This window comes from Shewanella sp. HL-SH4 (assembly GCF_051164845.1).
Lineage (GTDB): Bacteria > Pseudomonadota > Gammaproteobacteria > Enterobacterales > Shewanellaceae > Shewanella > Shewanella glacialimarina.
Genome location: NZ_CP195037.1, coordinates 3,590,435 through 3,607,531, shown reverse-complemented (window position 1 = coordinate 3,607,531; position 17,097 = coordinate 3,590,435). Strand labels below are relative to the sequence as shown.

At 40.0% G+C, this 17,097-nt stretch carries 14 protein-coding genes; 2 read left to right on the top strand and 12 right to left on the bottom strand.

What is annotated here, in order from left to right; translation table 11 throughout:
• Positions 1–13: 13 nt before the first annotated feature.
• From ACRWQL_RS16810 to ACRWQL_RS16795, 4 genes are all read right to left on the bottom strand, one after another.
• Complete coding sequence (locus ACRWQL_RS16810; RefSeq protein ID WP_434951191.1) at positions 14–712, bottom strand: exonuclease domain-containing protein; 699 nt, start codon at positions 710–712, stop codon at positions 14–16.
• Complete coding sequence (locus tag ACRWQL_RS16805) at positions 712–2,559, bottom strand: DUF294 nucleotidyltransferase-like domain-containing protein (RefSeq protein WP_434931568.1); 1,848 nt, start codon at positions 2,557–2,559, stop codon at positions 712–714. The genes ACRWQL_RS16810 and ACRWQL_RS16805 overlap by 1 nt, the downstream gene beginning before the upstream one ends.
• Positions 2,560–2,706: 147 nt before the next feature.
• Positions 2,707–4,425, bottom strand: a complete 1,719-nt coding sequence (locus ACRWQL_RS16800) for a sodium:solute symporter family protein (protein WP_434951189.1) — start codon at positions 4,423–4,425, stop codon at positions 2,707–2,709.
• A gap of 13 nt (positions 4,426–4,438) precedes the next feature.
• Positions 4,439–4,705, bottom strand: a complete 267-nt coding sequence (locus ACRWQL_RS16795; RefSeq protein WP_226414645.1) for a DUF4212 domain-containing protein — start codon at positions 4,703–4,705, stop codon at positions 4,439–4,441.
• A 470-nt stretch (positions 4,706–5,175) separates the two neighbouring features.
• On the opposite strand from ACRWQL_RS16795, the gene ACRWQL_RS16790 reads away from it, so the two are divergent.
• Positions 5,176–7,350, top strand: a complete 2,175-nt coding sequence (locus tag ACRWQL_RS16790) for a sensor domain-containing diguanylate cyclase (RefSeq protein WP_434951187.1) — start codon at positions 5,176–5,178, stop codon at positions 7,348–7,350.
• Here ACRWQL_RS16790 and ACRWQL_RS16785 read toward each other — a convergent pair.
• Positions 7,328–8,782, bottom strand: a complete 1,455-nt coding sequence (locus ACRWQL_RS16785; RefSeq protein WP_434951185.1) for an alpha/beta hydrolase — start codon at positions 8,780–8,782, stop codon at positions 7,328–7,330. The genes ACRWQL_RS16790 and ACRWQL_RS16785 overlap by 23 nt on opposite strands.
• Before the next feature lie 105 nt (positions 8,783–8,887).
• Here ACRWQL_RS16785 and ACRWQL_RS16780 point away from each other — a divergent pair, with 105 nt between their 5' ends.
• Complete coding sequence (locus tag ACRWQL_RS16780; RefSeq protein ID WP_434926599.1) at positions 8,888–9,430, top strand: DUF6942 family protein; 543 nt, start codon at positions 8,888–8,890, stop codon at positions 9,428–9,430.
• A 39-nt stretch (positions 9,431–9,469) separates the two neighbouring features.
• On the opposite strand, the gene ACRWQL_RS16775 is transcribed toward ACRWQL_RS16780, so the two are convergent.
• From ACRWQL_RS16775 to htpG, 7 genes are all read right to left on the bottom strand, one after another.
• On the bottom strand, positions 9,470–10,477 hold the full coding sequence (locus ACRWQL_RS16775) for a WD40 repeat domain-containing protein (protein WP_434951183.1): 1,008 nt from the start codon (positions 10,475–10,477) through the stop codon (positions 9,470–9,472).
• A 161-nt stretch (positions 10,478–10,638) separates the two neighbouring features.
• On the bottom strand, positions 10,639–11,469 hold the full coding sequence (gene nadE, locus ACRWQL_RS16770) for an ammonia-dependent NAD(+) synthetase (RefSeq protein WP_434951181.1): 831 nt from the start codon (positions 11,467–11,469) through the stop codon (positions 10,639–10,641).
• A gap of 124 nt (positions 11,470–11,593) precedes the next feature.
• A complete protein-coding gene (locus ACRWQL_RS16765; protein ID WP_434938374.1) occupies positions 11,594–12,898 on the bottom strand; it encodes an inosine/guanosine kinase in 1,305 nt (434 codons plus the stop codon).
• 135 nt (positions 12,899–13,033) lie between these two features.
• Entirely contained in the window at positions 13,034–13,372 is a 339-nt protein-coding gene (locus ACRWQL_RS16760) for a hypothetical protein (protein ID WP_434951179.1), read from the bottom strand.
• A 90-nt stretch (positions 13,373–13,462) separates the two neighbouring features.
• Positions 13,463–14,107, bottom strand: a complete 645-nt coding sequence (gene adk, locus ACRWQL_RS16755; RefSeq protein ID WP_226414629.1) for an adenylate kinase — start codon at positions 14,105–14,107, stop codon at positions 13,463–13,465.
• Between the two features lie 136 nt (positions 14,108–14,243).
• Complete coding sequence (locus tag ACRWQL_RS16750; RefSeq protein WP_434951177.1) at positions 14,244–15,110, bottom strand: co-chaperone YbbN; 867 nt, start codon at positions 15,108–15,110, stop codon at positions 14,244–14,246.
• A gap of 56 nt (positions 15,111–15,166) precedes the next feature.
• The gene (htpG, locus tag ACRWQL_RS16745) at positions 15,167–17,080 is read right to left on the bottom strand and encodes a molecular chaperone HtpG (protein WP_434951175.1); all 1,914 of its coding nucleotides are present in this window, start codon (positions 17,078–17,080) and stop codon (positions 15,167–15,169) included.
• Positions 17,081–17,097 lie beyond the last annotated feature (17 nt).

Genomic DNA, 17,097 nt, shown 5'->3' with positions numbered 1-17,097 from the left:
CTGTTAATTAGAGCTATTTAGTTACCCCAATTAACTCATGGCATTTGATGTTTTTAGTTCCGCCTAATGCCGATACTTGCGCTAAAAATAACTCAGCACAGGCAATGGCATCTATTAATGCATTATGTCCACCATATACAGGCAAGTGATAACGTTCTCGACTTTGCCCTAATCGAACACACCCTTTAACTAAGTGGTCATGCTGACGCAGGTAGCGTGTTTTTTCAATCGCTAAGGTGTCAATAAAAGGCATGAGTACTTTTTGTCCAAATACACTGTGTAAGTTTTTTTGAATAAATGCCATATCCATTGGCGCATGGTGTGCTACCAAAATATATCCTTGGGTTTCTTTTAGTAACCAATTCATTGCTAAATCAATGGGTAAAGCATCTTGTAATTGATGATCAACAATACCGTGAACAGTCGCACTTTGGCCTACACTACCATCGATTGAAATCATCAAATGTTGAGCTTGAGACAGGGGGATTTGTCCTTGAATGATAGGTACAATACCCATACTAATGATCTGATCCTTCTCAGCATTAAGGCCGGTCATTTCCAAATCAATCGCCATCAATTTAGCATCAAAGATAGTATGATTAAATTGGTTTGTTAATGCCCGCTGATAATCCGCTAATATCGACTTTTCGCCCTGCTGATTAACCAGTGAATCTAACCAAAACCGACCTTTAAGCCATAAATGATTGACCACTAAAAACTCCGGGTAAACTTAAGTTTCAAACCTGATTGAGCATCATGGACCACTTTAAAGGCATCCCGTAATTGATGGCGCAATAAAGATGACAAATCCTGTGGCTTTAAAAAATTACTCACAACCAAATTATTTGTCGCCTGATATCCCTGATTAGCTAAGCGCATATGCGCTATAAACTCATGGGCGTCCGCTAAATTAAGAGCATCTTTGCGATTAATGATATTGGCGTCCATTAACGCGCGAATACGTTTAGCGGTATTGACCTCTTTAATGCCGGCACTTAGAGCATAGACTCTGGCAATATCATTGATTAACGCACTGCCCTTGTGCTTCAAATCCATGCCTTTGACTTCACTGCCATCTCGTTCAAGTACAAATTTTCTGAAAAAACCTAAAGGCGGTGATTGCTGTAATGAGTTACCCGCCATACCGGCTAAAAAGATGTCATTATTTTGGGTATGCGACATCACTGAGTTCTGTAATTCATCAAACAAGGTTTGCGGTCCATACACTGCGCGCATATCAAAGAAAATACTGGCGTGCATTAGGGCTTTAGGATCAGGTGTGAGTACCCACTTTTTGAATTTATTTTGCCATTCGAGGAGTGATAACCGCCACTTAGGATTTTGCGCCATAATATCGCCAGGACAATAGATATAACCGCATTGATCAAGTCCCTTACAAACCGCATGGGTTAATTTATCGAAGTAAGCCGCTGCGAACTCATCCGGTTCATGTGCTAATAACAAACCATTATCTTGATCTGAACAAGCCACTTGATCTTGCCTACCTTGCGAGCCAAAAGCTAACCAACAAAAAGCCATCGGAGCTTTACCCAATAATTGCTGATTTAGTACAATTAAGCGACGGGTTAATGCATCTGTGACCGACGTTAACACTCTGCCAATCTCTTCTGCCCGTGCATCAGCACTTATAAGGTTTTGTAATAATACTGGGATTTGCTTACTGACAAAGATCAACTTTTCAATTGAATCCTGGCGGTCTATTTCACCAATTAATAATAATGGTTGTGAACTCTGGGCACGTAAAATATCAGTACTGGTGACCATACCTTTAGCTTGATTATTGTCTATTACAGGTAAATGATGAATATTATATTCACTCATCAATAACATAGCTTCAAATACCAGTGCATTAGAGGCCACGGTTTTGGGCTGAACAGTCATTACTTGGTCTACACAAATATTGCCATCAAAACCTTCTGCTAAGACTCTATTTCGTAAATCGCGATCAGTGACAATACCGACTAAACCGTGATCATTTAACACCAACACAGATGAAACCCTATTATCGCGCATTAATTTTGCAGCATTTTGCACGCTGGCGTTGGTAGCAATACAAATTGGATTTTTAGACATCATATTAGTAATGCGACTGGTCGTAGTGAGATCTTTAGCTTTAAACTTATGTTCATTGCGTAATCGCTGAGCAAACGCACGGGTAAAAAACGTATCAAACTGACGATTATGGGTTTTTAATTCGGTGAATAAATGTTGGGGGATATGATAAACCAAGCCATCTTCTAAAATAGCGACCTTGTTAACCACTTTTTCGCCTGACAATAATGTCGAAAAACCAAAACATTCTCCTTCAGCGACTCTATCAACTAATACACCCTGTGGATCTCTAACTTCAAATGCGCCACTTCTAACCAAATATAATTTAGGATTATCAGGATCAAACTCAACAAATGCCGATGCCTTTGCGTAATAGCCAATATTAATTTCCCTAGCACAGCGCTCAACTAACGCTTTAGACAATAAATCAAAAGGTGCATGGGTTTGCAAAAACTGCTCAATTGGCTGTAATTCACTGGCATTCATATTATTTTCTCATTGGCGGTTTTATTTAATATACCTGTGCCAACTGAATACTGGCTATAAGACTTAAGCCCAAGCTTACTATATTTAGTCAATAAAAAAGAGCGCCGAGGCGCTCCTTTTAAAGGGGTCTAAATAAGGAATGAATAATTAATGGTCATGCGCTTCGCCTGCTCCTTGTGGGAAACGAATCGATTCAACCATATCAACAACATCTTGAGGTACAGGCTTAGTGACTTTACTGACAGCAAAAGCAACTGCGAAGTTAATAAACATGCCAACCATACCAAACCCTTCTGGTGAAATACCGAAGAACCAATTATCGCTTGTATTAGCAGCAGGGTTAATAAACTTAAAGTACACGATATAAGCAGCGGTAGATAGTAAGCCTAATACCATACCGGCAATTGCACCCTCTCTATTTACCTTTTTAGAGAAGATCCCCATGATAATTGCAGGGAAAAGTGATGCAGCGGCTAAACCGAAAGCTATCGCAACCACCGCGGCCACAAATCCAGGTGGATTTATACCAAAGTAACCAGCCATTACAACACCCAATGCTGCTGCAATACGCGCATACATTAACTCTTTCTTGTCAGAGATATCCGGCATAAGATTTTTCTTAAGCAAATCATGCGATACTGATGTTGATATCACTAACAGTAAACCCGCTGACGTTGATAGTGCAGCAGCTAAACCACCTGCAGCAACTAAGGCAATAACCCACGCAGGCAGACTGGCAATTTCAGGCGTTGCTAGCACAATAATATCACGGTCAATGGTCATCTCATTTGAATCACCATTAGCATAAGATATTTTGCCATCACTGTTTTTATCATCCCACGTAATTAAGCCAGTTTTTTCCCAGTTTTTAATCCACTGTGGCGCAGCTTCATAAGCAACACCGGTAGAATCTGGTCCATTAATGGTCTCAATCATATTAACACGAGAGAAAGCAGCTAAAGCAGGTACTGTTGTGTACATAATAGCAATAAACACTAGCGCCCAACCCGCAGATAAACGTGCATCTTTTACTCTAGGTACAGTAAAGAAACGAACAATCACATGGGGTAGACCCGCGGTACCAAACATCAATGCGCCTGTAATAAAGAACACATCAATCATTTCTTTAGAGCCTTCTGTATACTGGGAGAATCCCAATTCAGCAGAAAGACCATCAAGCTTATCGAGTAAGAAGACTCCGGTACCATTACCTGCAGCATCAACTAGCTCAGCACCAAAACCGATTTGCGGCAGAATATGACCTGTCATCATCACAGAGATAAAGATTGCTGGAACCATAAAGGCAAATATCAACACACAATATTGTGCAACCTGAGTGTAGGTAATCCCTTTCATTCCACCTAAAACAGCATAGAAAAACACCACTGCCATACCAATATATACGCCAGTTTCAACTTCGACTTCTAAGAAGCGAGAGAAGACCACACCGACACCGCGCATTTGACCCGCAATATAAGTAAAACAGATGAAAATGGCACAAATTACCGCAACAGTACGGGCAGTTTGTGAGTAATAGCGGTCACCGATAAAATCAGGAACCGTGAATTTACCAAACTTACGTAAGTAAGGCGCCATACACAAGGCTAATAAAACATAACCCCCTGTCCAGCCCATTAAATAAACTGAACCATCATAACCTGTAAATGACACAATACCCGCTAGCGAGATAAAGGATGCCGCCGACATCCAATCTGCTGCTGTAGCCATACCGTTCATTACCGGATGCACACCACCACCGGCTACATAAAACTCTTGAGTGGAACCAGCTCTCGCCCAAATCGCGATGCCAATGTATAGCGCAAATGTCGCGCCAACAATAATATATGTTAATGTTTGAACATCCATTTTTCAGTGCCCCTTAATCTTCGTGAACATCATATTTCTTGTCTAGGGCATTTGCTTTTGCCACATAAACAAAAATCAGCGCCACGAATACATACATTGCACCCTGCTGCGCAAACCAAAAGCCTAATTTGAATCCCATAAAGGAAAACTCATTAAGCACGTCTACTAATAAAATACCGCAGCCAAATGAAACTGCTGCCCAAATTGCTAGCAGTACAAGTACTAAACGTAAATTTTCACGCCAATACCCTGCTGCCTTTTCGTTATTTTCAAAAGCCATTGCGACTTCCCCTGTATTGTTTTTTTAAAGTCGAATTGTAAAGTCATTGTTAATTTAGCAACTCACAGGGGTTCGACAATCAAGACCTTAGTCTAACCCGTAGTCAAAAATAACCTATAAATAATATTTATCTATTAATAAACAATAGGATAAAAAATTTACAACAAACCTAGCGCACACTATAACTATTGAAAAACTAGACCAAGGTCGAACGAGAAATAACGGGCTTTAGCAACCTTGGATAAGAGAACAGCACTAATTGTCGATAAAAAATAGTTAGCAACACACAAAAAGCCCTTTAAACGCTTCAAATTCATCTAAAATAAGCGAATACAATTAAATTCAATATAAGCAAACAATCTAAAAAACTTTACTTATCTGAGATTTAAGCCGTAATTAACAGTCAATCACTTGTGATTATCCTATAAGGGAGGTAAAATTTTTTGATAATAATGAGAAAGGATATTTCATTGAAGAAATTGTCGTTAAATCCACAGAATCTGATGTTTTCAATACTAATGGGTGTTATTGCACTTATTATTAACTTTTATCCTATCCCCTTCTTCGCAAACGTCCAATTTATACTCGGAAATACACTGACCATCGTCGTCGCCATTTTATGTGGCCCCTGGTATGCGTTAGTGACGTCATTACTGGCCTCAACCAGTTTAATGCTTACCTGGGACAGCTATCATGTTTTCTTCATTTTTGGGTTAGAGGCATTATTTTTAGGTTTTTGCCGAAGAAAAGATATCTATGCGCTATATGGCAATATTATATTTTGGCTTGTTATTGGCATGCCCATTTTCTATTTAATGGCCAAGTTATTTTTTGATATGCCAACCGAGCACTTACCCTTTGTAACCATAAAGCAGGCGATAAATAGTTTAATTTATACCAGCATAGCCTCTATATTAGTTTTGATGGTGCCTAAATTATGGATGTTTGAAACCAAGATAAAAGATAAGCAGCGCAGAAGCCTAAGCAAGCAGATGACTTATTTCGTCACTCTGATGATTACCTTGTCGTTATTATTTTCAACGCTTTATTTCAACTATATTTCACTGGATAAGCAACAAAACTTAATCGTGAAAAATCAACAAGAATCAGTTTTTCATTTAAGTAATGCTGGCGAGCAATATATCGATAATCACCAAAAAGTGATTGAGAATGCTGCACGCTATTTCAGTATAGCCAGTGGTTCACCACAAGAGATACAACCTCTTCTGAGTAATTTACATCAAAATTACCCCGGCTTTATCAGTATGTTAATTACCGATAATCAAGCACGAATAATTGCCGCATCACCTACTATACGATTAAATGATGCCAAAAATAACAATGTCATCGTTAATGATAGAGATTATTTCATAGAGTCATTTTATAACCAAAGAGTGTTTGTTTCTTCAGTGTTTTTGGGGAGGGGCTTTGGCAACGACGCGATTGTAGCGATTAGTGCGCCATATTATGACAAGCAAAATACAGCACAGCCTTTGGGTATAATTGAAGGTTCGTTAGATCTAAAATACTTTTCAGCAATAGACTATGATTTTAATCAACAGAAAAACCAATCGATAATTTTGACCGATGAAACCAATAATATTATTTATGCCTCGGAAAAGCTCAATTTAAACGTCATGTCGCCCTTTAAATATGGTATTCACAATGGACTGTATTTAACCCAATTACCCTTGATGAATATCACCGAAACGGAATCAAGAATTCCAGAATACATTTATGCTCAGAAGCAACTAAAAAACGGTTGGAATATTTATATTATTGAGCCCTTTTCACCATTATTGCAGCTCGCTGAAAAACAAATGCAAGCCAGTTTCTTTATGTTACTTGGTGCTCTTTTTATCAGTTTTTTCATTTCAAATCGAATTAGCCAGCTGCTAACTATTCCCCTCGAAATGGTAGCGAATCAATTTGGCCAACTTAGCCAGCATGATTTAAATAACCAAGTACTAGATGAAAGCTCTCCTAAGGAAGTGTATAGCCTTTATCAAAGGTTATTGATTAGTAAGCAACAGCTGATAACTCAGCAATTAGAACTGGAAGAAACGGTTGTTAACCGCACTAAAGAATTAGAGAAAGCCAATCAAAAACTCAAAGAGTTAGTCGACAAAGACCCATTAACTCAACTGTTTAATCGCCGATTTGCTGAACATAAGTTCCAGGAAGTGAGAGAGTTTTGTCTTCGAAGTGAACAAGCCATTACTGTGGCTATTCTTGATTTAGATTTTTTCAAAGCTGTTAATGATAGTTACGGCCATTTAGCGGGGGATGAATGCTTACGTCAAGTGTCAGCACAACTGTCTCAACATTTTAAACGTGATATTGATATTATTGCCCGTTATGGCGGAGAGGAGTTTATTTTAATTTTACCTATGTCGAACGCACTTAACATTGAAAATCACTTGAATGAATTTAAAATCAAACTGTCTCAAATGCCCATTAACACGCCAGACAGAACTGAAGCATTTGATATTACCGTCAGTATCGGGGCTATCACAGCTAATGCTAACTTTGATGCTAGGCTAGATAAATGGATAAAAATAGCCGACGATAATTTGTATCAAGCTAAAGCTCAAGGCCGTAATCGCACTATTGTCACTATCATCAATCCTGAGGTGGAATCATAAATTTGTCCATTCTATCCATCATATAGGGGTAGAATGGGTTCCATTTTTGGCGCAACATATCGGCTGCAGACATGGAAAACAATCCTCTTTCAGCTTGAAATACCGCTAAGCCTATTTGTACCGTTTCAGTATTTTCTATTATCAAAGGGCCATAAAGTGGGTCTTCTATCGGAAATGGCAACGCAATGTGCGAAAGCGAGAACACACCTTTAGGCCATTCGAGCAATAGTTCTTGTGGGGCTTGCTGATTCGATATACCAAGCTCTCTAGCTTGTACGGCCCTAGATTGTTGTGCCTGACTTTCAATTAGCGTTAAGCGATAATCCATATCATTATTTGTCCAAAATGGTTCAAAAAACGTGATTGGATCAAGATTCATTAACAACCTAAAACCGGTACTGCGATTATAGTCAAACATCACTAATTCATGACCGTTTTTAGGCAAATATCGGTAAAGCTCATCGACGACATTCACAGATGAAACCGTATCATCTATGACTGACTGGAAGGTTTGTATAGGCGCAATTTTTTGTTTTTGCTCTGCGGATAAACTGTCTAATAAGTGTTTATTACGCAGAGTTAACTGGTAAACAATATCACCTGCATTAACGGCAAATGACATATATTTAAATGGGTCGTACTCAACTTCAATACTATTCCAAAACAGTTTTTCCTGCCCAAGTAATGCACCAAGTTTAGCCTGCCAATATGCAGCCTGAGCAATGGGAGCCAAGCCAATAGCTGGGGACATAAAAATCATCTTGTCATAATGAGTCGGCTTGTTCAGACTTATCGCTTCTAATTGGTGGTTTAGCGCGAGTGCTGCACCAGTAGAAAAACCGACAACATATAAGGGTTTACCTTTTAATTTATCTGATAAATGAGCGGTAGCTAACGCCACAGCACCGGCTAAATCAGGCCAGGTAATATCTGTTAGCCCTGAAGGCGTGGTGCCATGACCTGGTAATCTTAATCCGACTATATGGGCTTGATGTCGGTAATGCTCAGCAATATGCGACATCGAGTAAGGTGAGTCAGACATGCCGTGGATCAATAACAAACCAAATTCTGCATCATCATTTGGCCACTCAAAAGATCGATTCCAGTCTTCATGCCACAAAGCAGGATCCGATGAGCTGCCCTTTTCATAACGATTTATCGGAGAGGCGACCTCCGGCTGGTATTGTTGGTATATTTTCTGCTCGACTTCAGCAAATAGTTTATTTTCTAGTGCTAAATACTGCTTAAAATTATCTAAACCTGATTGTTGATGATATTCATTTTTAAGATGTGTGGTATGCCAAAGTGACAGTTCTGGCCTAGCATTCAATAACCATACAGCAATAATAATCAACGCAATAGACGTGCCTATAGTGCTATAGAATAGGGCAAATAACATATGCTTAGTGGATCCGATAACAATAGCGCGCATGATTTCCCTTATACTAAAAAATGATTACAACGATGCAAATAAAGGCCTAAAATAGCCTGACAGAATAGGTAATTATAATAGCAAGTATGCTAAAAGCTAAAGAACATGAATACCGCTAGCAATGAGACACTTTCAAACAATATTATTAGTCACTACTTTGGTTCCCTTTTACCTAAAGTGATTTTTTACTTGCCCACACCACCTATCATTCCAACAGATTGGAGCGAAAGTGACCCAAATGCAGCAAAAAGACTAATCGAAGCTAATGGTAATCATTGGCGAAAAATTATCATTATTATCTGCAAACTTGTGAGTAAAGAATTATCTTGTTGGAGAACGATACAAAACACACTATTTCAACAAAATAGTATTGCTCATTTACCAATGGCCATTGCGATTGTGGATCAGTCTACTGAGAAAACTATCGACATAAAACCTGATAGCTCAATCATCCATATCATTTGCGGTAAAAATACCTTTTCAGGTTTTACCATTGAAAGTACATTACTTGTTAGCACTCTTTCATTGAATCAACAGCAAACGATTCGATACCACCAACAGGTTTTTCACACACCATATTTAGATTATCGACAGTTTCCTAATGCCTTGATTGATCTATTGAGACCCAAGCTACACCAGGACAGATAAATCAATCTGATACCTACTGCCAGCTAAATTTGGGCACATTTACAAACTCCAGGTTTCAAGACCACCATCTGAACTTAAGGTTAATAGCTTTCCATTAGGTTTAATCTTCATGGAAAATACCGTTGTGCCTGCACTGTAGGCGGTGATATCCCAGTGACAAAGCTCCTTTCCAGAGTTTGCATCCCAGTAGATAACCGTTTGTTTTGAGGTGGCGGTAATTAAGTTATTAGCATTATTGATAAATAGAGCCTGTCTAAAATAGCGATAACGCTCAAGGTAATCTAGTTGGCTAATAGGCAAAGCGGTTTGAGAGTCAAGAATAACATTGTTATCTAGTGCATCGGCAATAAACAAGCGTCGATTCGTTTCATCGTAGCTAGCACTGGTGATCCGCTGCGGACGTGAAAAACTACTAATCAACGCGCCACTATAAGTGGACCAAATATGCACGTAACCATCTAGTCCTGTTGATAATACCTGCTGTTCAAAATTAGATAGTTCAATATGATTAACTGCGCCACTGTGTTGCTTGAACAATGACATCGTCATGCTACTTCGTTGAATAACAGTAATAGAACCATCGTTCATGCCCACCAAAATAGTACTGCCGGTTTGGCTTAAAAAAAGGCTTGAAACACTTGCGTCTGGGTTAAAGCCTTGAGCAGGCCAGCGTATATCTAGTTTGCCGGTTTCAAGGTTGAAAATAGATATTCTGTGTTTACCGGCAGTAGCTAGATATTGGTTATTACCTGACATAGCCAGCAGATAGTTAGACTCATCAAAGTCATCATCAGTCCATTGATGTAATAATTTATTGGTCGCAATCTCCCATACCGATAATGTACGGCTTCTGCCTAGTGTCACAGCTATACTCGCATCGGCGGACAAAACGCCATCAACCAGGGTTTCTTTTACCAGTCTCAGAGCGTTATCCGGACTTTTGCTAACAGCAACTTGATTGCAACCAGTTACAGTGATAAACGCTACTGTGATGGTAATAATCAGACCGACCTGAAGCGATAATCTAGATTGGACCTTAGCTAACAAGTTAATTCCTTAAAAGTAATGCTTTTAATATATTAACATAGAGAATCAGCTTATTAGCCACCCTACATTAAGTCGAATGACATAAAACCAAATGACACAGGTTAGCATTAGCTTAACTTGTGTCACATATATTGTCGGCTTAATCCGTAATCATAGCGATATTAATCGTAAATAGTGGGTATCGCTTTACGCTTATGCTGGGTGCGCTGATAAATGCTAATCAGCTTGGTTTCAACGCTTGCATCGACCGGTTTGCCTTCCAGAAAATCATCAATTTGATCGTAGCTCATACCTAGCGCCACTTCATCTTCTAATTGTGGTTTGTCTTCTTCTAAATCAGCTGTAGGCGCTTTTTTTACCAGAATATCTGGCGCCCCCAAAAAGGCAGCAAGTTGACGAACCTGGCGTTTGTTTAAACCAAACAATGGCGCTAAATCGCAGGCACCATCACCAAATTTAGTATAAAAACCGGTAATATTTTCTGCGCTATGATCGGTGCCAACCACTAAACCGCCTACCATACCGGCTATTTCATACTGGGCAATCATGCGCATTCTGGCTTTTACATTACCCTTAACAAAGTCGACTTTACCTTCTTCAGGTAAAGATACTCCCGCATCGCTCAAACCAGCTAAGGTGGCTTGATGTACGCCAATAACACCCTCAGCAATATTAACGGTCACCTGTTTAGATGGTTGAATAAATTGGCAGGCTAATTGTGCTTCATCTTCATCTTTTTGGACTTGATAAGGTAAGCGCACGGCAATAAATTGATAGCGATTATCGGCTAACTCTTGATTTAAGCTATCGACCGCTAACTGACATAAACGACCGGTTAAAGATGAGTCCACTCCACCGCTTATCCCCAACACTAATGAATGACAATGGGCCTCTTTGAGCTTCGATTTTATAAAGGCTACACGTCTTTGCACTTCAAAATCAGGCTCAATAGCCTTGAGTACATGCATTTCACGTAAAATTTGTCCTTTCACTTTAAGCTCCTTCAATTACTAACCTGGGCCTATTCTATTAAAATTTGATGAAAAAAAAACGATAATGACAAAACATTATCGTTTATTTTTAGACTGTTTTTTATTTAGCTCACTAAACCACTGATTAGCGTTCCCAATAAGACTCTTCTAGGCTGTCTTCTCGCTCTGGTAAACCGCGCGATAGACGTGGACTGTGTTGAGCTAACACTTCATAGGCAACGCGGTTAGCATACTTACACACTTGCGAAAACGATGAATAACATAAACCATCGCGTTTATGTTTACTTGACCCAGGGACATTGGTTTTATGGAAGGTATTGGCTGACAAGTCGTGCAATAAGGCTGATAAAGCGCCATCTCCTGCACCATTGGTGTTACGTATATAATCAGGTCCACCCATATAAGGCGCAATGTGGGCATAGACTTTAATGGGTTCTTCACAGTCAGCTTTTAGCATAGGGCGAGAAAATTCATAACGATTGAACTCAGGAATAGCACCAGGTAATAAAGTATGACTCGTTTCACGCTTGGCACTGTCTTCGGCATATCCTGCTGTATATAAACCAATTGGGCCTGCGGTGGTCAACACCATATCACACCACTCAAGTGCAGCCTCACTGGCTAACAATGGGTCTTTGAACCCTGTAAGCGCTTCACCTTCATCTTCATTCATGGCTAATATAGTCACATGCTCTTTAATAAACTTTTGCCACCAAACAGGGTCTTCTTGAATTAAAAAACGGGTGCCTAAGGTCAATACTACAGGCACTTCAGCAGCTTTTGCATATTCAATCGCTTTCATTGCCGCAGATGTCATACCGTCACCTTCGCTAGCACGCATCAAATAGGCAGTAATCACTAATGCTGAGCTTTCTTGAACCACCTGTTGATTAATATAATGTGGGGTCAGTTTATCCATCGAGCCTTTGCTGATAGCAAAAGTGCGCTCACCGTCTTCTGAAATTAATGTAAAGCAACGACCAATTGGGCCATCTACAGGTTGAAGATAATTTAAGTCAACTTTTGAAGAGGTATTGCAAAGATAGCGATAAGCATAGCTACCGACCATAATATTCTGGCTCATCACGCCAAACAACACTGAGCGATCGTCAGCTAAAATGGAATAGTTATGTACCGTGTTGCCTATGGTGCCACCCGCAAACTCGTCGCTGATCATGTCATTAGATTTAAGTTCATTATAAAGCGCATGGGCGCCATCATCATCGATTAGTGTTGAGTTACCTTTAGGCAAGCCGTAACGTTCAAGCAAATCATCGGCAACTTTCGCTTCAATATCGACTAACGTTTGATCAACTCCACAAATATAAGTAGAAAATGCTTGAGGTTGATGGGTAAACTGCGCCAGAAGTGGATCGCGGTTACTGACAGGAAAGTAATGTTTCGACTTACGTTGACCAGGAAACTTCATAATCGATTCTCATGAGTTTGCATCCGTGCAACCAAATATAAATATCAGTTTAGCTTATTATTGCTGTAAGCCATGATTAAATAAAAACCGCCTTTGACAAAAGGCGGCGCATGATATCACATTAACTTCATGAGATTAAATGACTTTTAGTGCTTCATTGCCGCTAAACGACACCTGTTCTTTAACTAGGTCAATTATCATATCGCTATGAATATCATCATCATTTAAACCTGGCATAAAGCCATTACGCTTAGTTCCTGCATTAACAGAGGTTTGTTTTACCGCTATCGAGATTTCTACTAGGGTTTCTAACAGTCTGATATAAAGGCAGGACATATTAAATCTACTAAACTCACTCCACTGTTCGTTAATCCGGCCAATAACTAATCCGCAGATAGTGCTAATACTTATCTCATAGGACGTCGAAAACAACGATTTATGCGATTTATGAATTAAATGTTCAGCAACTATCATAGCTATAGGCTGTGATAAAAATAAAAAAGCCTGCAATGCAGGCTTTTAAACAATACCAACTAAGGCATTGTGATCAAATTGATTAAGCTATTACTTCAGTACTGCAGCTAATTGCTGACTTACGGCAGTAACACTCTGAGTGCCATCAAACTTGTTATATACGGTACGGCCTTCAGCAGCCACTTTACCGTAATAATCTACCAATGGCTTAGTTTGCTCATGGTAAATACCTAAACGTTTACGTACTGTAGACTCTTCGTCGTCTGGACGAATAGCGAGCTCTTCACCAGTAACATCGTCTTTACCTTCCACTTTAGGTGGATTGAATACAACATGGTAAACACGACCTGAACCTGAATGAACGCGACGACCGCTCATGCGCTTAACAATTTCTTCGTCTGGTACGTCAATTTCGATCACGTGATCAATAACGATACCATTGGCAGTCATTGCATCAGCTTGCGGAATTGTGCGAGGGAAACCATCAAGTAAGAAGCCTTTAACACAATCATCTTGCGCGATACGTTCTTTAACTAGCCCTATGATTAAGTCATCTGAAACTAACTGGCCTGCATCCATCACCTTCTTAGCTTCTAAACCAAGTGGCGTTCCCGCTTTAACCGCAGCGCGTAACATATCACCCGTAGAGATTTGTGGGATACCATATTGCTCCATAATAAACTGAGCTTGAGTACCTTTACCGGCGCCTGGGGCACCTAATAAAATAATGCGCATCTCTAAAGTCCTCTTTTAAGATTATATTCTTTTTAGGGCGGCGATTTTCGCATATCTACCGCTCTTTTCATAGTAGCAATAGCACTGCATTAGACCTATATCTAATAAGATTGGCCTAATGTAACGGCGTCCGTGTTTAATACAGCAAGGTATACAACTTACGGCGATATTGATTGGCTAACGCATTCCCCTGCCCCATGGCGGTCATGATCTCTAGAAACATTTGTTTAACTTTTCCATCACCAGCATTAAGATCTTTTTGTAAAAAGCTAAAAAGGCAAGCTAACGCTTCTTCATTACGCTGGGCTTTATTCAGTGCCTTAGCTAAGTCGATAGATAAGATAATATCACCCGGCGTTTCTTCAAGCTGTTGTTGAAGCTGGCGAATTTCTGGTGTGTCCGCAGCATCTTCTGCTAACGCCAGCTTAGCTTTTAAGTTTTGGTAATAACTGTCTTGATCCGCAAGCCCTATCCCTTCAATTAAAGGCTTGGCATCTGCAAGTGCACCTAACTGTAAATAAACATCAGCTAAGACTAAACGCACTTCAGCCATGTTATCAGCTTGTACCGCGATCTCTTTTAATTGCGCCACCAGTAAGGTTAATGCCCCCTGTGTTAAGGGCTCAGCTTGCGCAAGCTGCGCTTTTACGCCATCAAAAGCTTGCAACCAAAGTGCTGGTAAATGCTTATCCAACAAGCTTGCGACACTGGCAGCATCTTGAACGCCTGCAAAACCATCAATCGGGCGACCTTTATCTAGAATTAACGTAGTGGGTAAGCTTTCAATTTGGAAATACTGGGCGATTTCCATCTCCACTTCGCAATCAACACTGGCCAATATAAAACGACCAGCTTGCGTTGTGGCAAGTTGCTCAAGTGTTTGCAACATTTGAATACTTTCTGGCTTTTGTTGGGCAAAAAAAGTCAATACCACGACTTTTTCCATAGAAGCATCAACAACTTGCTGGATATTTTCTTTGGTTAACGAAATGATGTGTTCCATAGGTCCCCTTAAAATACAAAAGCGGACACTAAGTCCGCTTTTTTATCCGCTTAGTATTACTTAAAGCTCGACATTAACATTTGGTTCATTAATTTAATGAACGCTGAAGGGTCGGCTAAACTGCCCTTTTCTGATAGCTGCGCTTGTTGTAGTAACAAGTTAGACCAATCTGCAAACAATTGCTCATCTTGTTCATTACTCAAACGCTCAACCAAAGGATGGCTTGGGTTAATCTCAAATGTTGGCTTTGAATCAGGAACAGGTTGACCTGCCGCTTGCATCAATTTAATCATTTGGGTCGACATTTCGCCTTCACCGGTGACCACACAAGCTGGAGTATCAGTTAAGCGTGACGTCACTTTAACATCAGACACTTTACCGGCTAACGCCGCTTTGATGCGCTCAACTAGGCCTTTAGCTTCTTCGGCAACTTTTTCTTGTGCTTCTTTGTCAGCTTCATCTTCTAATGAACCTAGCTCTAAATCACCTTTGGTTACTGAATGCAGTTGCTTGCCTTTAAATTCAGTTAAGTGGTTAATTAACCATTCATCAATACGCTCAGACATCAGTAACACTTCAATGCCTTTTTTGCGTAATAGTTCAAGATGAGGGCTATTTACCGCAGCGTCATGGCTGTCTGCCACTATGTAATAAATCTTTTCTTGGCCTTCTTTCATACGGCCAATATAGTCTTCTAATGACACAGTAGTTGCTGCGCTATTGTCATTGGTTGAAGCAAAACGTAGCAAACCGGCAATACGCTCACGGTTAGCATAATCTTCTGCTGGACCTTCTTTCAATACTTGACCAAATTCAGCCCAGAAAGATTGATATTGCTCAGCATCATCTTTAGCAATTTTTTCAAGCATGCCTAAAGCACGTTTCGTTAGTGCCTGACGCAATGTTTGGGTCACTTTGTTGTCTTGCAAAATTTCACGAGACACGTTCAGTGGCAAATCATTAGAATCAATTAACCCTTTTACAAAGCGTAAATAGGTTGGCATGAACTGTTCTGCGTCATCCATAACGAATACGCGTTGTACAAATAACTTTAAGCCATGTTTTTGATCACGGTTAAACATATCAAACGGCGCTTTTGCCGGGATATATAATAAGCTAGTGTACTCTTGCTTGCCTTCAACACGGTTATGCGCCCACTTTAGTGCGTCGCTGTAATCGTGTGAAATATGCTTGTAAAACTCTTGGTATTCTTCATCTGAAATATCCGCTTTATTACGGGTCCAAAGCGCGGTGGCTTTGTTCATCAGTTTCCAAGCACCTTCAGTAGCTGGAATTTTCTCACCATCTGGGCCGTCTGATTCAGGTTGACCTGCTTCAAACATTTGCACAGGTACAGAGATATGATCAGAATATTTAGTGATGATAGAGCGCAAACGATAATCGTCAGCAAATTCAGTTTCTTCATCACGTAAATGTAGGGTAATTTCAGTACCACGGGTATTTTTAGTGATGTTATCGACAGTAAAGTCACCTTCACCAGCCGATTCCCACAACACGCCTTCACTGGCTGGCTTGCCCGCTGCGCGAGTGCGCACGGTCACTTTTTTCGCGACGATGAATGCAGAGTAAAAACCGACACCAAATTGACCAATCAATTGTGAATCTTTAGACGCTTCACCTGATAAATGGCTGAAAAACTCTTTGGTACCTGACTTAGCAATTGTGCCTAAATGTTCGATAACACCATCACGTGTCATACCGATACCATTATCAGAAATAGTGACAGTGCCTTTTTCTTTATCGGTACTGACGCGAACTCGAAGGTCGCCGTCACCTTCATATAAATCATCATTGCTTAGCGCTAAATAGCGTAATTTATCCGCTGCATCGGCCGCATTTGAAACTAATTCACGTAAGAAAATCTCTTTGTTTGAATACAGAGAGTGGATCATCAAATGCAGTAATTGTTTAACTTCGGTTTGAAAGCCATGTGTTTCTTGTTGTGACATGAATAATTCCCTTGATA

What these genes read in the sequence shown, in the direction of transcription:
- ACRWQL_RS16805 (WP_434931568.1), bottom strand. Translation starts at nt 2,559, where the DNA reads ATGAATGCCAGTGAATTACAGCCAATTGAGCAGTTTTTGCAAACCCAT.
- ACRWQL_RS16800 (WP_434951189.1), bottom strand. Translation starts at nt 4,425, where the DNA reads ATGGATGTTCAAACATTAACATATATTATTGTTGGCGCGACATTTGCG.
- ACRWQL_RS16795 (WP_226414645.1), bottom strand. Translation starts at nt 4,705, where the DNA reads ATGGCTTTTGAAAATAACGAAAAGGCAGCAGGGTATTGGCGTGAAAAT.
- ACRWQL_RS16785 (WP_434951185.1), bottom strand. Translation starts at nt 8,782, where the DNA reads ATGCGCGCTATTGTTATCGGATCCACTAAGCATATGTTATTTGCCCTA.
- ACRWQL_RS16780 (WP_434926599.1), top strand. Translation starts at nt 8,888, where the DNA reads ATGAATACCGCTAGCAATGAGACACTTTCAAACAATATTATTAGTCAC.
- ACRWQL_RS16765 (WP_434938374.1), bottom strand. Translation starts at nt 12,898, where the DNA reads ATGAAGTTTCCTGGTCAACGTAAGTCGAAACATTACTTTCCTGTCAGT.
- ACRWQL_RS16760 (WP_434951179.1), bottom strand. Translation starts at nt 13,372, where the DNA reads ATGATAGTTGCTGAACATTTAATTCATAAATCGCATAAATCGTTGTTT.
- adk (WP_226414629.1), bottom strand. Translation starts at nt 14,107, where the DNA reads ATGCGCATTATTTTATTAGGTGCCCCAGGCGCCGGTAAAGGTACTCAA.
- ACRWQL_RS16750 (WP_434951177.1), bottom strand. Translation starts at nt 15,110, where the DNA reads ATGGAACACATCATTTCGTTAACCAAAGAAAATATCCAGCAAGTTGTT.
- htpG (WP_434951175.1), bottom strand. Translation starts at nt 17,080, where the DNA reads ATGTCACAACAAGAAACACATGGCTTTCAAACCGAAGTTAAACAATTA.